This window comes from Lentzea pudingi (assembly GCF_014646255.1).
Classification (GTDB): domain Bacteria; phylum Actinomycetota; class Actinomycetes; order Mycobacteriales; family Pseudonocardiaceae; genus Lentzea; species Lentzea pudingi.
The window spans coordinates 257,280-274,920 of the sequence record NZ_BMNC01000009.1 but is presented as its reverse complement, the minus strand read 5'-3'; the positions used below and the strand labels follow the sequence as shown (position 1 = coordinate 274,920).

The 17,641-nt window shown below is 70.0% G+C and carries 15 protein-coding genes; 7 read left to right on the top strand and 8 right to left on the bottom strand.

Features of this window, described 5'->3' with window-relative positions:
* Positions 1-20 precede the first annotated feature (20 nt).
* From IEY88_RS29185 to IEY88_RS29175, 3 genes are read right to left on the bottom strand one after another with little or no spacing between them, the layout of a single operon-like run.
* The gene (locus IEY88_RS29185; RefSeq protein ID WP_189158075.1) at positions 21-2,453 is read right to left on the bottom strand and encodes an FtsX-like permease family protein; all 2,433 of its coding nucleotides are present in this window, start codon (positions 2,451-2,453) and stop codon (positions 21-23) included.
* Entirely contained in the window at positions 2,450-3,154 is a 705-nt protein-coding gene (locus IEY88_RS29180) for an ABC transporter ATP-binding protein (RefSeq protein WP_189158074.1), read from the bottom strand. Before IEY88_RS29180 ends, IEY88_RS29185 begins: the two co-directional genes overlap by 4 nt.
* Positions 3,151-3,696, bottom strand: coding sequence for a PadR family transcriptional regulator (locus tag IEY88_RS29175; RefSeq protein WP_189158073.1), 546 nt, complete (start codon positions 3,694-3,696; stop codon positions 3,151-3,153). The genes IEY88_RS29180 and IEY88_RS29175 overlap by 4 nt, the downstream gene beginning before the upstream one ends.
* Before the next feature lie 134 nt (positions 3,697-3,830).
* On the opposite strand from IEY88_RS29175, the gene IEY88_RS29170 reads away from it, so the two are divergent.
* Positions 3,831-4,454 (top strand): GNAT family N-acetyltransferase, encoded by a 624-nt coding sequence (locus IEY88_RS29170; protein WP_229693864.1) that lies wholly within the window; start codon positions 3,831-3,833, stop codon positions 4,452-4,454.
* Here the strand turns inward: IEY88_RS29170 and IEY88_RS29165 are convergent.
* The gene (locus tag IEY88_RS29165) at positions 4,444-5,052 is read right to left on the bottom strand and encodes a maleylpyruvate isomerase family mycothiol-dependent enzyme (protein WP_189158071.1); all 609 of its coding nucleotides are present in this window, start codon (positions 5,050-5,052) and stop codon (positions 4,444-4,446) included. The genes IEY88_RS29170 and IEY88_RS29165 overlap by 11 nt on opposite strands.
* A 78-nt stretch (positions 5,053-5,130) precedes the next feature.
* On the opposite strand from IEY88_RS29165, the gene IEY88_RS29160 reads away from it, so the two are divergent.
* Together IEY88_RS29160 and IEY88_RS29155 are read left to right on the top strand one after the other, a co-directional pair.
* Entirely contained in the window at positions 5,131-5,550 is a 420-nt protein-coding gene (locus IEY88_RS29160; RefSeq protein WP_189158070.1) for a MarR family winged helix-turn-helix transcriptional regulator, read from the top strand.
* A 5-nt stretch (positions 5,551-5,555) separates the two neighbouring features.
* A complete protein-coding gene (locus tag IEY88_RS29155; RefSeq protein WP_229693863.1) occupies positions 5,556-6,065 on the top strand; it encodes a hypothetical protein in 510 nt (169 codons plus the stop codon).
* Positions 6,066-6,143: 78 nt separating this feature from the next.
* On the opposite strand, the gene IEY88_RS29150 is transcribed toward IEY88_RS29155, so the two are convergent.
* From IEY88_RS29150 to IEY88_RS29135, 4 genes are read right to left on the bottom strand one after another with little or no spacing between them, the layout of a single operon-like run.
* The gene (locus IEY88_RS29150; protein WP_189158069.1) at positions 6,144-7,664 is read right to left on the bottom strand and encodes a glycerol-3-phosphate dehydrogenase/oxidase; all 1,521 of its coding nucleotides are present in this window, start codon (positions 7,662-7,664) and stop codon (positions 6,144-6,146) included.
* Entirely contained in the window at positions 7,657-9,156 is a 1,500-nt protein-coding gene (gene glpK / locus IEY88_RS29145) for a glycerol kinase GlpK (RefSeq protein ID WP_373294203.1), read from the bottom strand. The genes IEY88_RS29150 and glpK overlap by 8 nt, the downstream gene beginning before the upstream one ends.
* 20 nt (positions 9,157-9,176) lie before the next feature.
* Positions 9,177-9,932 (bottom strand): IclR family transcriptional regulator, encoded by a 756-nt coding sequence (locus tag IEY88_RS29140; RefSeq protein WP_189158068.1) that lies wholly within the window; start codon positions 9,930-9,932, stop codon positions 9,177-9,179.
* 41 nt (positions 9,933-9,973) lie between these two features.
* Positions 9,974-11,338 (bottom strand): bifunctional phosphatase PAP2/diacylglycerol kinase family protein, encoded by a 1,365-nt coding sequence (locus tag IEY88_RS29135; protein WP_189158099.1) that lies wholly within the window; start codon positions 11,336-11,338, stop codon positions 9,974-9,976.
* A 116-nt stretch (positions 11,339-11,454) separates the two neighbouring features.
* On the opposite strand from IEY88_RS29135, the gene pafA reads away from it, so the two are divergent.
* From pafA to IEY88_RS29115, 4 genes are all read left to right on the top strand, one after another.
* Positions 11,455-12,813, top strand: a complete 1,359-nt coding sequence (gene pafA, locus IEY88_RS29130; RefSeq protein WP_189158067.1) for a Pup--protein ligase — start codon at positions 11,455-11,457, stop codon at positions 12,811-12,813.
* Between the two features lie 88 nt (positions 12,814-12,901).
* Positions 12,902-13,702 (top strand): helix-turn-helix domain-containing protein, encoded by an 801-nt coding sequence (locus IEY88_RS29125; protein ID WP_229693861.1) that lies wholly within the window; start codon positions 12,902-12,904, stop codon positions 13,700-13,702.
* Positions 13,699-14,097, top strand: a complete 399-nt coding sequence (locus IEY88_RS29120) for a VOC family protein (protein WP_189158066.1) — start codon at positions 13,699-13,701, stop codon at positions 14,095-14,097. Before IEY88_RS29125 ends, IEY88_RS29120 begins: the two co-directional genes overlap by 4 nt.
* Positions 14,098-14,182: 85 nt before the next feature.
* Positions 14,183-17,557: a S8 family serine peptidase gene (locus tag IEY88_RS29115; RefSeq protein WP_189158065.1), complete on the top strand. Its 3,375-nt coding sequence runs from the start codon at positions 14,183-14,185 to the stop codon at positions 17,555-17,557.
* The last annotated feature ends 84 nt before the right edge of the window (positions 17,558-17,641 follow it).

Sequence of the window (17,641 nt, the reverse complement as noted above, 5' to 3'; positions counted from 1 at the left end):
CCCGGAGGCCTCACCCATGATCAAGCCGACACACCGTCACCAACGTGTTGGCCAAGTACAGCTAGGGACAGGAGTTTGCGCAAAGTTGGGGTGGCGCCTACTGCTGCGAGAGTTGTGAGGTCTCGTTTGCCGTCTGCTGCTGCCAGGCCTGTGGCCAGGGCTGCTGCTGCGAGGGTGATTATGCCTGCTACCAGGGCGAGGATGGTCAGGGTTTGTTGTACGTCTGAGTCTGTTGGGCGGTCTACGTGTACTTCGTACTCGCCGCCGAGGGCTGCTGTCAGGGCGTCTTGTTCTTGTTCTGTGGGCATGCGGGGTGTGGTGGCGTACATGAGGAACGTGGCTACGTCGAAGCCCAGGGAGCGTGCTGTTTCTTCTGTCATCACGGCCAGTGGGGCTTTGTGGCGTTGTGGGGTGGCGAAGCCTGGGACTGCGGTTGTGGTGGTTTTGATGCCGGTGGCGAGGAGGACCTTGTCGTTGTCGACGAGGGTTGGGTTGTTGACCACCACCTTGCCCTCGCGAAGCGCCTTTTCGGCTGCTGGTACGTCGTCCGGGGTCAGGTGCAGCAAGGATTTGACTGCTTCTGGGCGGGCTACCACCAGGAAGCCGTCCGGGGTGGTGTAGGTGCCGAAGTAGCGGTGGGGTTTGCCGACGCCGGTGCAGCGGTGGTCGGACAGGGCCGACTTTTGTTCTGCTGCTGTGGGTTCTCTCTGCAGTACGTCTGCGGTGTAAGGGCATTCGCGGTCCGCTGGAGGGCGGATGTGGGCGAAGCACTGGCCGCCGTCGCACGAGAGGAGTTTGAGCTCGTGGGCTTCTGTTGCCGGGGTGGTGTCGCGGATCGTGGTGGCCACCGAGGGGGAGATCGGGGTGGTGCTGAGCTTGGAGAGGTCGTCCAGGCGGAAGACGCTCACGTCGCCCATGTTGCCCGCCAGTTGGCCCGCCTCCTGTTGGGACTGGGAGGTCAGGACGATGCTGACGGCTACCGCGCCGATGACTGCGGCCATGACCGCTGAGATTGCCGGGGCCGCCGCTGTTCGGTTGCGGGAGGCGTCGCGCAGGGCTATGCGGAGTGCTACTGGGAGCCAGCGGCCCGTTTTTGCCAGCAGGCCCAGTAGTGACGGGGTGCAGAGGATCAGGCCCAGCTCGGTGAGGATCAGGGCTGTCAGGATGCCCACAAACTGCATCTGGGTCGCGCTGAGGGCGCCGGTGGCCACGCCTGCCGCGATGAGGATCAGGCCCAATGCCAGCCAGCGGCGGCGGGAGCGGGTGATGCCTCTTCTGCCTGCCAGGGCGGTCACCACGTCCTGGCGGGACGAAATCCAGGCTGGTACCAGGGCTGCCAGGACGCCGGTGACGATGGCCAGCAGGGCCAGAGCTGCCAGGGCTGTTGGGAAGAAGCGTTGGGCGCCGAAGCGTTCGGCCAGGAGGTGTTCGATCAGCGGGCGGGTGGCTGCTGCTGTTGCGATGCCGAGGATGACGCCGCTCAAGGCGGCCAGGGTGCCCAGTACTACGCCGTCTGCCAGGACTATTCGGCGGATGTGCGCTGGGGAGCCGCCTACCGCTGCTACCAGGGCCAGGTCGCGTTTGCGGCGGCGCGCGCCTACCGCCATGGCTGACCCTGCGAGCAGGGACATCTCGAGCACGGCCAGGCCCGCTACCAGGGCGAGGATCTCGGCGCCGACCTCGTTGGAGTCCGGGAACTGCGGGTAGCGCTCGGAGGCCGTCGGCGGGTTGTGCAGGACCGTGCGGGACAGGGCCGTGATGCCGTGCTTGTTGAGCTCCTTGACCTTCGACCACGGGAGTGGCGTCGTCACGAGCCAGGAGCGGTCGGTCTGTTCGAAGGTGCCGGGGAGGGCGACGACGGTGGTGTCGTCGAGTCTGTCCGGTTCCTCCACGAGGCCGACGACGGTGAACTTGCGGTTGTCCTCGGTGGTGAGGGTGCCGCCCAGGGTGGCGCCGGTGCGGTCCATCGCCTTGCGGGACAACGTGATCTCGGTCCTGGTGGCTGCTGGGCGGCCCTCCAGGACTGTGATCATGCCGTGGGTGAGCGGGTTGTTCAGGTCTAGCATGCGGACTGCCGCGCGGCCGACGCCCGCCGTGGTGCGGATGTTGATGCCGCCGCGTTCCACCGGGACGAGTTCCGTGCCGGGGAGCAGGGTGCGGAGGCGGTCCTCGGACGGGGGGTCGCCCTCGGCGTTGGTGATCGGGATCGCGGAGTCCCTGGTCGGTTGCTGGATGACCGGGCCGCGGTAGGGCCAGGTGACCAGCGCCTCGGCGGTGCCCATGCGGCGGGCGGCGTCCTCGTCCGGGGTCAGGGTGGTCGAGTCGTGGACGATGGCGGTGAACGTGAGTGCGGCCACCGGGACCGCGATCAGGGCGACGACGAGGGCGGAGCGGCCGGCTGACCTGCGGGTTTCCCGGTAGGCGATGCGCAGTGCTGCGCGCCATCCGGTCACGGGGTGCTCAGCAGTTCTTCTGGCTGGTCGCGGGACGAGACGTCGACGACGACGCCGTCGCGCAGGAAGACGACCCGGTCCGCCCAGGCGGCGTGGCGGGCGTCGTGGGTGACGAGGACGGCGGCGGCTCCGGCGTCGACCTTGGCGCGCAGCAGGCGGAGCACGGTCTCGCCGGTGCGGGAGTCGAGGGCGCCGGTGGGTTCGTCGGCGAGGACGAGGCGGCGTTCGCCGATCAGGGCACGGGCGATCGCGACGCGTTGCTGCTGGCCGCCGGACATCTCGTCGGGGAACCGGTCGGCGTAGCCGTCGAGGTCCACTTCGGACAGTGCCTGCTCCGCCTGTCGGCGAGACCCGCGGACGCCGTCGAGGTCGAGGGGCAAGGCGACGTTCTCGGCGGCGGTGAGGCTCGCGATCAGGTTGAGGTTCTGGAAGACGTACCCGATCCGTTTGCGGCGCCAGGCGGCGAGTTGCTTGCGGGACAGGGACTGCAGGCTCGTGCCGTCGACCAGCACCTGGCCGCTCGTCGGGCTGTCGAGACCGCCGGCGAGGTTCAGCAGCGTCGACTTGCCGGAGCCGGACGGGCCCATCACGGCGATGAGCTCGCCCGGTCCGACGGTGAGAGAGGTGCCCTTGAGGGCGTTGACCGCCGTCTCGCCGGTGCCGTGGACGCGGTGCACGTCGCGCAGTTCGAGGACGGTCATCTCGGCACCTCGACGTCCGTCGCCGCGGGGACGGGCCGCGGCTCGTAGCGCAGCAGGCTCGCCTCGCAGTGGTCGAGCCAGCGCAGCTCGGCCTCCGCCTGGAAGATCATCGCGTCGAGCACGAGCAGCCACGGCAGGTCGCCGGGCTGGGTCTTGAGCCTCGTGTACTCCTGCAACGTGCGCATGGTCGCCGTGCGCTGGGTCATCACGACCCTGGCGACGTCGACGCCCGGCGTGGTGATGGCGAGCGCGAGTTTGATCGCCACCTCGTCCCGTGGGCGGTCACTGCGCTGGACGGGAGTGGCGAACCACTTCTTCAGCTCGTCCCGGCCCTGCGCGGTGATCTCGTAGGGCCGCTGACCCTCGTTCTCGGGAAGTGCGGCGACCAGGTCGTCGCGCTCCAGGCGCGACAACGTCGTGTAGACCTGCCCGATGTTCAACGGCCACGTGCCGCCGGTGGCCGAGTCGAACGCCACCCGCAGCTGGTAGCCGTACATGGGCCCGCGCTCCAGCAGCGCGAGCAGACCGTGTTTGACCGACATACCTACTGAGTATGCATACTGGGTATGTTCCTGGCAAACGGTGACGCCGAAACATGCGTGCGAGCGAGCGTGGCATCAGGAACCCTGGACGCTGCCGGAGACGTCCGGCAGGCAGTGGACTGGGGGAAGAAGTGGTGGACGCCGCACGGGGGCGAACCGGGGAGGTGCGCCTGCTGGGAGCATCGGGCAGGTCCAGGGGCACGCCGGGACGGCCCGCGGAGATCAGGAGCTACGAGCCGGCGGACGAGGCCTCGTGGCTGCGGTGCCGCGTGCTGGGATTCCTCGCGACGAGCTACCACGACGACGTCTGGCAGGCCAAGCGCCGCACGGACCTGGAACTCGTCGCGCTCGACGGCGACGTGGTCGCCGGGATCCTGGACGTGTCGGTACCCGGCACGGAGGCGACCATCGAGACGCTGGTGGTGCACCCCGACCACCAGGGCAGGGGGATCGCGACGGCACTGCTGGCGGAGGCGGTCCCGCGCCTGGAACGCTGCGGCGTGCGGACGCTCAACGCCTGGACCCGCGAGGACCGGCCCGCGCTGAACTGGTACGCGCGCAACGGTTTCGCGGAGGAGCAGCACTACCTGCACGTGCACGCGTCCGCCGCGGAGGCCGCCACGGCGGTCGTCGTGAAGCACGGGCTGATGCCGGCCGGGGCGTTCCTGCACGCCCGGATCGAGCGGGAGGCCGAGATGCGCCAGCGGTTCGAGCGCGTCCACGTGTGCCGCAGGATGGTGCGCGAACTCAGACCGTGATGCCGGTGAGCCGCGGGATCGTCGCGGAACGCCCGGCGAGCAGCATGACCAGTGCCTCGACCGGTCCGCTGATCTCGGCGCCGGAGCCCGCGGACCAGTCGGCGTCCGTGGCGACCAGCCGGTGCCCGGCGAACCTGCGGCGCGCGTGGAACGGGAACCCGATCCGCCACAGGTCGTCCGCCGCGACGACGGCGGCGTCGAGGGGCATGTGACGTTCGACGCCGAGCGGCAGCGCGATGTCCTGCGAGTGGACCATCGTGTCCATGAGCGCGTTCTTGAGCGTCTGACCCGGCGCGAGCTTGTGGAACCCGACCGCGCCGCGCAGTTCCGCGACGAGTTCGGCCGTCGGTCTGCGTGCCTCGGCGCGTGCGGTCTGGTCGACCATGCGGTTGAAGCTCCCGCGAGCCCGGACGAACGCCCTGAACGCCCCGCCGACGCCGATCCGGTGGGCGAGCGAGAGGTGGGCGGCGACCTCGCGCACCGTCCAGCCCTCGCACAGCGACGGGTAGGTCCACTCGGCCTCGGTCAGGCCCGCGAGCAGGTCCGCCGTCGCCGCGCGTTCGGAGTCGATCGTCTGCCAGATCTTCGCCTCGTCCATCGTTCTCTCCTCTTGATTTAGTTCGAGAGGCTGACTACTTTAATCAGGGAATCTGACTAGAACAAGAGGAGCCAACGGGTGAACATCGGTCTGCTGCTCTTCATCCCGAGCCGCGAGGTGGAGAACCGGATCCTGGCCGCGGTCGTCGGGGCGGGGTTCGAGATCACGCAGGCGCAGGCGCGGGTGCTGATGCGCGTCGGCCCGGACGGCACCCGGCTGACCGAGCTCGCCGAGGCCGCCCAGGTGACCAAGCAGACCGCCGGGTTCCTGGTGGACCAGCTGGAGAAGGCCGGTTACGTCGAACGCGTGCCTGACCCCTCGGACGGCCGGGCGCGGCTGGTGCGCGTGACCGACAAGGCGGAGGAGGCCGTTCCCGTCGCGAACGCGGAGATGGCCAGGATCGAGGCGGAGTGGGAACAGCACATCGGCAGGCGCCGCATGACCCAGCTGCGCGAGGCCCTGGAGATGCTCGGCGAGATCACCGACCCGTACCGCTGACCCGCGTGGTGCCGGTGGCGTTCGACCCGGTCGCCCTCACGACGGCGGCCGTCTACCGCGTGGTGTCGGCGGGGGAGTCGACGTTCGTGAAGGTCCTGCGGCGGCCGCACGTCCCGGAGCGATTCGAGGACGTGGTCCGCGAGTTCCCGTGGCGGGACGAGGCGGAGTTCAGGGCCGTGGTGGGCGAACTGCCGTGGCGGGACGAGGCGGAGTTCCTGCTGTCGGACTTCGTGCTGCCGCCGGGGATGCGCCGGCCGCACGTGCTGCGGGTCGACGACTTCGGCGACCGGATCGCGTTGTGGCTGGAGGACGTGCGCTGCGCGGACGTGGAGTGGGACCTGCCGCGCTTTCGCCGGGCCGCGCTGGGCCTCGGACGCTGGGCGGGTCGCCATTTCGGCGGTGCGCCGGGCAGGGCGTTGCGGACCCGTGCGGGAGGCGGTCATCGACGCCTGCTGCGAAGGGCTGTGCCTGGAAAACCGTGCTGTGTCAAGGGAAGAGGTCGTGCTGGGGTGTGACGGCACGCTGGCGGTGCGCAGCGCGTTCCACTCGGCACCCGAACTGGCCGAGTACCTCGTGGAACGCGCCATGGCCCTCTAGGAGGCCAGCAGCTCCGACACCCTCGAACGCACCTCGGGCGAGTCGAGGCCGCGCACCATCACGGTGGTGCGGCGGCGCAGGACGTCGTCCACTTCGGACGCCCACTCGGTGCGGCGGGCGTGCTCGACCTGCGCCCAGATGTCCGGGCCGTCCGGGTGGACGCGTTCCAGCAGCGCCGGGTTCTCGAGGCCCAGGGCGACGACCTCGTGCGACGTCGTGCCGTAGTGCGTGGCGAGGTGGCGGACCACGTCGTCGGGCAGCACGCCGAAAGCGTGGCCCAGCACGGTTCCCACGGTGTCGGGCTGTGCGGAACCTGGCAGCGCGACGCCGTCCAGCGGGCCGTCGAAGGTGCGGCCGAGCTCCGAGTTCACCCGCGCCAGGACGGTGGCGCCGATCTTGCGGAACGTCGTCCACTTGCCGCCGGCCACGCTGATCATGCCGCCGGCACCCGCGGTGATCACGGTCTCGCGCTTGGCGTGCGAGGTGTCGCCGGGGCCGCCGGGCAGGACCCGCAGGCCCGCGAACGTGTACGCGATGCGCGAGCGGTCGAGGCCGGTCACCGCCGTGCCCGCCTCGTCCAGGATCTGGTCGACGTCGGCGCCGGTGCACGCGACCGCCGCCGGGTCGCCCTCGTAGGCCTCGTCGGTCGTGCCGAGCAGGAGGTGGCCCTCCCACGGGATCGCGAACGACACGCGCACGTCGTCGACCGGGATCGTCAGCGCGGCCTTCCACTCCGAGGTCTGCTTCAGCACCAGGTGCGAGCCCTTGGACAGGCGGATCGACGGGTCGGCGGCGGGATCCTCCATGCGCCGCAGCACGTCGAGCCACGGGCCGGTCGCGTTCACGACCACGCGGGCGTCCACACCGAACTCGCCGAGCGAGTCGCGCAGGTCGACGCCGGTCACGCGAGAGCCGGTCTTGCGCAGGCCCACGACCGAGATGTGGTTGAGCAGCACGGCACCGGCCTCGGCGGCGGCGCGCGCGGCGGTGATCGCCACGCGGCTGTCGTTCATCTGGTGGTCGTAGTACATCGCGGCACCGCGCAGACCGTCGGCGCGCAGGTCAGGCACCCACTCTTCAGCCCTGCGCGCCGACAGGACCTTCCCCATGCCGTCGCCGAAGCCCGACAGCGCGGAGTACAGCGTGACGCCCGCCCCCAGAACGAACCGGCTGTGCGGGCCGCCCTTGTAGACGGGAACGAGGAACGGCAGCGGTCGCACCAGGTGCGGCGCCAGGTGGTCGCCCAGCGCACGCCGTTCCTTGTGGTTCTCGTGCACCATCGGCACCGCCGACGGGCCCATCGCGAGGTACCGCAGGCCGCCGTGCACGAGCTTGGACGACGCGGACGACGTGGCGCCCGCGAAGTCACCGCTCTCCACGAGCGCGACCCTCAGTCCCGACCGCGCCGCGGCCCACGTGGTCGCGATGCCCAGGATGCCGCCGCCGATCACGACGACGTCGAACTTGCCGTGCTGCAGCTCTTCGCGAGCCCTGTCCCGTTGCGAAAGATCAGTCATCGTCCTCGTCCATCCACCCGACGGTCCGCTCGACCGCCTTCTTCCACTTCCGGTAGCCCTTGTCGCGGACGGCCGGTTCCATCGACGGCTCCCACTCGGCCGCCTTGTGCCAGTTGGCCTTCAGCTCGTCGGTGCCGCTCCAGTAGCCCACCGCGAGGCCGGCCGCGTACGCCGCGCCCAGGCACGTCGTCTCGGCCACGATCGGGCGCACCACCGGTACGTCCAGCACGTCCGACAGGAACTGCATGAGCAGGTTGTTCGCCGTCATGCCGCCGTCGACGCGCAACGTCGTGAGGTCCACACCGCTGTCGGCGTTCATCGCGTCCACGACCTCACGGGTCTGCCACGCCGATGCCTCCAGCACGGCCCGTGCGAGGTGCCCGCGCGAGATGTAGCCCGTCAGGCCGGCGATCACGCCACGCGCGTCACTGCGCCAGTGCGGTGCGAACAGGCCGGAGAACGCGGGCACGAAGTACGCACCGCCGTTGTCGTCCACGGTCCGTGCGAGCGTCTCGATCTCGGCCGCAGACGAGATCAGCCCGACCTTGTCGCGGAACCACTGCACCAGCGCGCCCGTCACCGCGACCGCGCCTTCCAGTGCGTACGCGGCGGGCTGCTCGCCGATCTTGTAGCCGACGGTCGTGAGCAGGCCGTTCTGCGAGTGCACCGGCTGGTCGCCCGTGTTGATCAGCAGGAACGCTCCGGTGCCGTAGGTGCACTTGCCCTCACCGGGCTCGAAGCAGGTCTGGCCGAACAGCGCGGCCTGCTGGTCGCCGAGCGCCGACGCGACGGGGACGCCCTCGTAGGTGCCGTACACCTCGGAGGAGGACCGGATCTCGGGAAGCATCTCGCGCGGGACGCCCATCGCGTCCACGAGCTCGGAGTCCCAGTCGAGGGTCTCCAGGTTCATCAGCATGGTGCGCGAGGCGTTCGTGACGTCGGTGACGTGGCGGCCGGTCAGGTTCCAGATCAGCCACGTGTCCATGGTGCCGAACAGGACCTCGCCGCGGTCGGCCCGTGCGCGCAGGCCGTCGACGTTGTCGAGCAGCCATCGCAGCTTCGGGCCGGAGAAGTAGGTCGCGAGCGGCAGGCCGGAGCGTTCGCGGAAACGGTCCTGGTCGCCCAGGGTCCTGATCAACGCGTCCGTGCGCGTGTCCTGCCAGACGATCGCGCTGTGCACGGGCTCGCCGGTCGCCTTGTCCCACACGACCGTGGTCTCGCGCTGGTTCGTGATGCCGAACGCCGCTATGTCGCTGAACGAGAGAGAGGCGTGGGCGAGGGCGTCGCGCACGACGGCCTGCACGTTCGTCCAGATCTCGGTCGCGTCGTGCTCCACCCAGCCGGGCTTCGGGAAGATCTGGCGGTGCTCGCGCTGAGCCACCGACACGATCCCGCCGGACTGGTCGAACACGATGCACCGGGACGACGTCGTGCCCTGGTCGATCGCCGCGATGTAAGCCACGTGCACTCCCTTGTGCGAGCCATTCGACATTGTCGAACGATTCCACACTACTACCAGGAGAGCCCGCCGAGCTCGCGGGAGACGCTGCGAGCTGCCTCACGTACGTAGGAGACGAGTTCGAGGCGGGGTGGCTGATCGGGGGAGTCGCACAGGCGCTCGACCGGCCCGGAGATGCCGATCGCGCCCACGACCACACCCCGCCGATCCCGGATGGGGGCAGCGACCGACGCCTCGCCCTCGACCAGTTCGTGCAGGTCGTAGGCCCAGTCGCGGTCGCGGACCTCGTTCATCGCGAGGTAGAGCTGGTCGGGGTTGAGCGTGTGCCGGGTGAAGCTCTGGAGGTCGCCGTCCGGCCATTCGCCGAAGGCGACCAGCGCCTTGCCCAGGGCCGTCGCGTGCCACGGCAGCAACGCCCCGGTGTCGAGCGTCTGCCGGCTGTTGTCCGGCCGGAACACGTGATGCACGACGAGCACGTGCTTGCCGTGCATCACCCCGATGCGCACCGCCTCGCGCGCACGCATCGCCAACGTGTCCGACCAGTTCAACGCCTTGGCGCGCAGCTCGTTGCCGTCCAGGTAGGAGGTGCCGATCTGGAACAGGGCGGCGCCCAGGCGGTACTTGCCGCCCTCGACCTCCTGCTCGACGAACCCGACCTCCTGCAACGTGCGCAGGATGCCGTGCACGGTCGGTTTCGCGAGGTCCAGGGCACGGGAGATCTCGCCGACGCTCAACTGGTGCGCGCCGCCGTGCGCGAGCAGCTTCAGGACCTCGGCCGCGCGCTGAATGGACTGAATGGGTCCGGGCACGCACCCCACTCTAGCTGCGCACGTTCGACAATGTCGAACACTTACGGCCGATAGATGCCCAGCGCCGCCGCTCGCGAACGGAACTCGAAGTGGTTGCCCCGCTCGCGCACCTCGCCGTCCGTCGCGATGGAGATGGGCGCGCCGTGCACCTCGACGTTCAGCGAGGCCACTTCCAGGTGCTTGTACATCCGCGAGTGCTCCAGCGCCCCGAGCAGCGCGCCGATGAAGAAACGGGTCCGCGAGTACTTCCGGTCCGCCCGGACGTACCGCACGTCGAGCAGCCCGTCGTCCAGGCGCGGGCGCATCGTGGGCGCGAAGCCCTTCGGCCGGTACGGCCCGTTGCCCACGAACAGCAGCCAGACGAGGTGCTTGTCGCCGTTGATGGTGATGTCGAGCGGCTTGGCGCGTTGCAGCACGCGGAACAACGCGAGCCCCGCCGCGGGCCACTTGCCCCAGCGGTTCTCCATCTTCTCGCGGATCCGCACCATGTCCGGGTAGCCGCCCAGCGACGCCGTGTTCACGAACCACTGGTCGTTGACCTGCGCCAGGTCGACCCGCACACCCACGCCGTCGGCCACCGCCTGCGCCGTGTCGTGCATCCCGGTGATGCCCACGTCGCGCGCGAAGTGGTTCAGCGTGCCGGAGGGGATCAGCACCATCGGCAGGTCGCGTTCGGCGGCGATCGCGGCCACGGCGGCCACGGTGCCGTCGCCACCCGCCACACCCAGCGCCTTCGCGTCCGGCAGGTCGTCGAGCTGCTCGATCGACACGACCTGCGCCTTCGGCCACTCCTCCGTGATCTGCGGCGTCGGGTCGGGGCCGATGCCGGAGAAGGGGTTGACCACCACGACCAGGCCGTCGCCGTCCTGCAACGACGTCAGGTCGGCGTGCTCGTAGGCCGACGCGGGCTCGTTCAGCCCCAGCGGCCACCAGCGGCGGGTCAGGTACGCGGCTCCGACTCCGACGGCCGCGCCGGCCGCGACATCCGTCGGCCAATGAACGCCCGTGTGAACGCGTGAATAGGCGACGGCGGCCGCGATCGGCGCCACCACCACGCCTGCTTTGGGCGATTCCAGCGCCACCGCCGTGGCGAAAGCGGCCGCTGACGCGGAGTGACCGGACGGGAATGACGAAGACGTCGGCCGTTTGGACAGCCGGCGATCCATCGAGAGCAGATCAGCGGCGGGCCGCCGCCGCGGGAAAAGTGACTTCCCGACCAGGTTCGCGCTGGCAGAAGCCCCTGCGATGGCCGCGAGACCTCTCAACGCGCCCCGCCGGGACGGGCCTTTTCTCGCGGCGAGAACCGCCGCGACCACGAACCACAGCAGACTGTGGTTGGCGGCTTTGGAAAGTCGCTTGAAACCCCTGTCGAGCCTGCTCGCAGGCAGTCCGGCAGAGGATGCCATGAGCTTCTTGTCGAGAGCGCTGACCCGTTTCCACACACCACCGACACTAAACCGCAACCGGCGTGCCGCCCGAACGGATCACCCTGCTCCGCCTGGGAGTCGCCTACTGTTGAGGCATGCAGCGGCGGATCTTCGGCATTGAGACAGAATTCGGGGTGACCTGCACCTTCCACGGGCAGCGTCGTCTGTCCCCGGACGAGGTCGCGCGGTACTTGTTCCGCCGGGTCGTCTCCTGGGGGCGTTCTTCCAACGTCTTCCTGCGCAACGGCTCCCGGCTCTACCTCGACGTCGGCTCCCACCCGGAGTACGCCACGGCGGAGTGCGACGACCTGGCCCAGCTCGTCACGCACGACAAGGCGGGTGAGCGGATCCTCGAGGACCTGCTCGTCGACGCCGAGCGCAGGCTCGCCGACGAGGGCATCGGCGGCGACATCTTCCTGTTCAAGAACAACACCGACTCCGCGGGCAACTCGTACGGCTGCCACGAGAACTACCTGGTCGCACGGGCCGGCGAGTTCTCGCGCATCGCCGACGTGCTGCTGCCGTTCCTCGTCACCCGCCAGCTGATCTGCGGCGCGGGCAAGGTGCTGCAGACCCCGCGCGGCGCCGTGTACTGCCTCTCGCAGCGCGCCGAGCACATCTGGGAGGGCGTGTCGTCCGCGACGACCAGGTCCCGCCCGATCATCAACACCCGCGACGAGCCGCACGCCGACGCCGAGCGCTACCGGCGCCTGCACGTCATCGTCGGCGACTCGAACATGTCCGAGGTGACGACGCTGCTGAAGGTCGGCAGCGCGAACCTGGTGCTCGAGATGATCGAGCAGGGCGTCCAGTTCCGGGACTTCTCGCTGGACAACCCGATCCGCGCCATCCGCGAGATCTCCCACGACCTCACCGGCCGCCGCACCGTCCGCCTCGCGGGCGGCAAGGAGGCCTCCGCGCTCGACATCCAGCGCGAGTACTTCGAGAAGGCCGTCGAGCACTGCGCCAAGCGCTCGCCGGACCCGATGGCCGACCGGGTCCTCGAACTGTGGGGCCGCACGCTCGACGCGGTCGAGTCGCAGGACCTGACCAAGATCGACCGCGAGATCGACTGGGCCATCAAGAACCGCCTGATGAACCGGTACATGGAAAAGCACAACATGGACCTGTCCAACCCGCGCATCGCCCAGCTCGACCTCGCCTACCACGACATCCGCCGCGGCCGTGGCGTGTTCGACCTGCTGCAGCGCAAGGGCCAGGTCGAGCGCGTGACCGACGACGGCGAGATCGAGGCCGCCAAGGACACCCCGCCGCAGACCACGCGGGCCAAGCTGCGCGGTGACTTCATCGCCGCCGCGCAGGCCGCCGGTCGTGACTTCACCGTCGACTGGGTGCACCTGAAGCTGAACGACCAGGCGCAGCGCACCGTGCTGTGCAAGGACCCGTTCCGGGCCGTGGACGAGCGCGTGGAGCGCCTCATCTCCTCGCTCTAGGCAAACCGCACCGAGGGGCGCGCTCCAGGCCGGAGCGCGCCCCTCGTGGCGTTTCGGTGGTTGCCGACCCGTGATTACCATCGGAGACGTGGACGTCGAGCACGTCATCGGCCTGCCGCACCCGCGGCTGCGCCCCTTCGTCACGCGGTACTCCGGGTATCGGATGCGCACGGAGCCCGGCGTGCACCGCGGCCTGCCGTCGCGCTCGCTGACCCTCGTGGTCACGATGGACGGCACGGTCGACCTGCCCGAGGGCCGGTTCGCGACGCTGTGCGGCGGGCTGCACGACGAGGCCGTGCTCATCACGCACGACGGGTTCCAGCACGGCGTCCAGTGCGACCTCACGCCGCTCGGCATGCGGGCGTTCTTCGGCATGCCCGCGGCGGAACTGTCGGCGCTCACCGTGGGGCTCGACTGCCTGGACGCCCCGGCGGCCGAGCTGCGCGAACGGCTGCGGGACGCGCCGACGTGGACGGACCGGTTCGCGTGCCTGGACGAGGTGCTCGGTGGGCTGGTCCGGCCCGTGCGGCAGCAGGTCGAGGTGGCCTGGGCGTGGCAGCGGCTCGCGGCGGGGGCCCCGGTGGCCGCGATCGCCGCTGAGGTCGGGTGGAGCCGGCAGCACCTGAGCGCGCGGTTCGCGGCGGAGTACGGGCTCACGCCCAAAGTCGTGGGCCGCGTGATGCGGTTCGAGCGGGCGAACCGGATGCTGCGCGGCGAGCGGCGGCCCACGCTGACCGAGGTGGCCGCGGCCTGCGGCTACACCGACCAGGCGCACTTCAACCGGGACTGGCGGGCGCTCTGCGGGGCGACCCCGACCGAGTGGATCGCGGCCGAGCTTCCATTCGTACAAGGCAGCGAGCTGGGTCAGGGCGCAGAGTTGCCGTCATGAGCACACCCGCACCCACCTGCTGGCCCTGTTTGTCCTACCAGGACGCTCCCGCCGCGATCCGCTTCCTCGTGGAAGCGTTCGGGTTCAAGGAACATCTCGTCGTGCCGGGGGAGGCCGACGGCGAGGTCGTGCACTGCGAGATGGTCTGGCCCGAGGGCGGCGGCGTCATGCTGGGCTCCGCCGTGCGGTCGGTCGGCGAGGTCGAGGCGACGCGCGCCGGCGCCGGGTCCATCTACGTCGTGACCGACCGGCCCGACGAGATCCACGCCCAGAGCCTGGCCCGCGGTGCCACCGAGATCCGCGGCCTGCGCGACGAGGACTACGGCTCGCGCGGCTTCACCGTCGCCGACCCCGAGGGCAACCGCTGGAGCTTCGGCACCTATCGCGGAGCGTGAGGCAACCCCCACGCTGAGTTCGGAGTCTTCCTGGGTGGAGAGGTTCACACCCAGGGGAGGACACGTGCGTCCAGCACGATGTTTGGTGATCACCGCTCTCGCCGCCGGGCTGCTCAGCCCGGTGGCGGTGGCGCAGGCGGAACCACCTAGAGCCCAGCAGACCTCGGTCATCACGCTGATCAGCGGTGACAAGGTCGTCGTGGGGGAGAAGGGCGAGCTCGTCCGGGTCGAGGGGCGGCCCGGGATGCAGTTCGCCCAGTACGTGAAGGACGGCCACCAGTACGTGGTGCCGGCGGACGCCGTCGGCGCGGTGGGGCAGGACCGCGTCGACAAGCGCTTCTTCGACGTCACCTCGTTGCACGGCTACGGGTACACCGACGACAAGATCGACCGCATCCCGTTGCTGGACAACGGTTTCCGGTCGGCCGGCGCGGTGCGGAAGAAGGACGCCGCAGCGCAGTGGTCCGGGCGGCGCACGAACGCGTTGCGCGCGGAGAAGCTGTGGCTCGACGGCAAGTCGCAGATCTCGCTGACCGAGAGCGTGCCGATGGTGGGCGCGCCGGCGGCGTGGCAGGCCGGGTTCGACGGCACCGGCGTCACGGTCGCCGTGCTCGACACCGGGTACGACCAGAAGCACCCGGAACTCGCGGGTGTCGTCTCCGTGGCCAAGGACTTCACGCCGGCCGGCATCCAGGACGACATCGGTCACGGCACGCACGTCGCGGCCACGGTCGCCGGTCGCGGCAGCCAGTACCTCGGTGTCGCGAAGGGCGCCTCGCTCGCGGTGGGCCGGGTCTGCGAGGCCACGTACTGCCTCGACAGCGCGGTGATCGCCGGCATGGAGTGGGCGGCGCGCGAGGTGAGGGCGAAGGTCGTCAACCTGTCGCTGGGCGGCGACCAGTCCGACGGCACGGACCCGTTGTCGGTGAAGGTCAACGAGCTCACCGCCGAGACCGGCGCGCTGTTCGTCGTCGCGGCGGGCAACGCGGGGACGTTCCGCAAGGTCTCCGGACCGGCGGTGGCGGACGCGGCGCTGGCCGTGGCCAACCTGACCAAGCAGGGCGCGGTCGAGGAGATGTCCTCACGCGGTCCACGGCTGAGCGACCACGCGGTCAAGCCGGACATCGCGGCACCGGGCACGGACATCGTGGCCGCCCGCGCCGAGAACACCCTGTGGGAACACGCTGTCGACGACCTGCACGCACGGCTGACGGGCACGTCGATGGCCGCGCCGCACGTCGCGGGCGCGGCGGCGGTGCTGGCGCAGCACAACCCGTCCTGGACGGCGGCCGAGCTCAAGGCACACCTGATGGCGACGGTGAAACCGGTCGCGGACTCACCCACGAGCGTCGGCACCGGCCTGCTCGACGTCGGCCGCGCGGTGACGCAGCAGGTGCGGGCGTCGGTGGGCAGCCTGTCGTTCGGGTTGCTGGAATGGCCGCACACCAGGACGTTCACGAAGACGATCACCTACTCGAACGCGGGTGCCGCGCCCGTAACCCTTGCGTTGCGGCACGACCTCGGCGCGGACTTCTCCGTGCCGTCGTCGGTGACGGTGCCGGCCCAGGGCAGTGCCGCGGTCGACGTCGTGCTGGACCCGCGCAAGGGCAACGGCACGTTCTTCGGGCACGTCAAGGCTTCCGGCGCGGGCGTCGAGCTGACGACCTCCGTCGGCGCGTACGTGCAGGAGGAACGCCACGCGCTGACGTTGTCGATGATCGGCCGTGACGGCAAGCCCGTGCCGGGCGAGTTCGCCGTCGTGGTCAACATGACGACGAAGGAAGCCTCGGTGCTCGTCATCGGACCGGACGGCACCGGATCGGCGCGGCTGCCGGTCGCGGACTACGCGGTGCTCAGCCGCATCGACGAGCTGACGCCGAACTACGACTGGTTCGTGCCGATCACCGGGACCGAGGTGGCCGGACGTGTCTCGCTGGCCGCGGACGTGTCCCTGACGCTGGACGCCAGGAAGGCCGAGCAGATCAGCGTCGAACTGCCCGAGCGCGACTCGGTCGTCTGGTACCGCGACGCCCAGCTGCGCGTGCCGTTCGCGCCCGGCAAGATCAGCGGTGTCGCGAGCATCATCGACGGCCGCGTGCCGTTGTACGGCCTGACGTTCGGGGCACCGTTGCCCGAGCTGACCTACGACACCGGGCTCAAGGGCGGGCAGCCGCTGGTCTCGGTGCCCGGCGGGTTCCCGGTGCGGTACTACGAGAGCAGCAAGTACCTGCCGCCGGGCGAGCACCGGTTCGACGTCGCCGAACGCGGGTCCGACGTGCGCGGCAAGCTCGCACTCGTGCGTCCTGTCAACGAGGACGTCTACGCGGTGGCGCAGGCGATGAAGGACGCCGGCGCGGTCGCGGTGCTGTGGGCCGGACCGGTGCCGTTCGGGTACGACGAGCAGACGGCGGTCCCGGTGGTCGCGGCGGCGGAGCACCACGTGGCCGTGACGCCGTCGAAGCTGACGCTGCGGGCCATCGCGGGCTCACCGGTCTCGTACACGTTGTTCCTGCAGAACAAGGGCTCGCTTCCGTTCGGTGTCAAGAAGATCCGGCACTCGGAGCTCGCCGAGGTCAAGGCGCGCTACCACACGTCCGGCGGGGACGGCTCGATCAACCAGCGCAACAACCCGGTCGTCAACGGCTCCATCGGCGTGACGCTCGACGAACGGTTCGCGGCTCCCGTGCAGCGAACCGAGTACTTCACCCCTGGCACCTGGTTCCAGGAGGGCTTCGACGGACGCTCGTTCGGAGGCGGCGACGACCCGATCACGACCTCGTGGGCGCACGTGGAGCCGGTGACCCTCAAGGCGGGCAAGAGCTACGAGCGCACGAACCTGCGCGCCGTCACCTCACCCCGGCTCACCGGTCCGTCGCTCGTGCCGTGGGCCGACGGCGGTGGTGTCGAACGGACCGGTGACCTGATCAACGCGCGGATCTCGCCGTTCGGTGGATCGGGCTGGGTGGAGAACTGGCGGCAGACCGGCGGTGGCTACGTGGAGCTGTTCCACGACGGGGTGTCGCTGGGCTTCTCCCCCGATGCCAGGAGGGGTTCCTTCCACGCACCCGCCCGCGATGGCCGGTACAAGCTCGTGCTGGACGCGTCCCGCGCCTCACTCGCGTTGTCCACCAACGTGAAAACCACGTGGGAGTTCTCGGGTTCCGCCGACGGCAGGCTGCCGTTGCTGGAGGTCGACTACGCGCTGCCGGTCGACCTGCGCAACAGCTGGAAGGCCGGGGCGCCGATGCCGGCGAAGTTCACCGCCAGCTCCGGCAAGGCCTCGGCACGCTCGCTGCAGGCGTACGCGTCGTACGACGACGGCGCCACGTGGGTTCCGGTGAAGTCGATCGTGCCTCCCGGCGGGAAGGCGGGCGGGTTCGTGTCGTTGCGCGTGGTGGCAGCGGACGCAGCCGGCAACACGGTCGACCAGACGGTGCTGAGGGCCTATCGGCTGAGATGAGTTCCCCCTAGAGGGTGACTGTTCAACAATAGTCCGAACGGTCGTGCTTGTGTTGCGCCTTAGGGCGTAACCGCACGGCCGTTC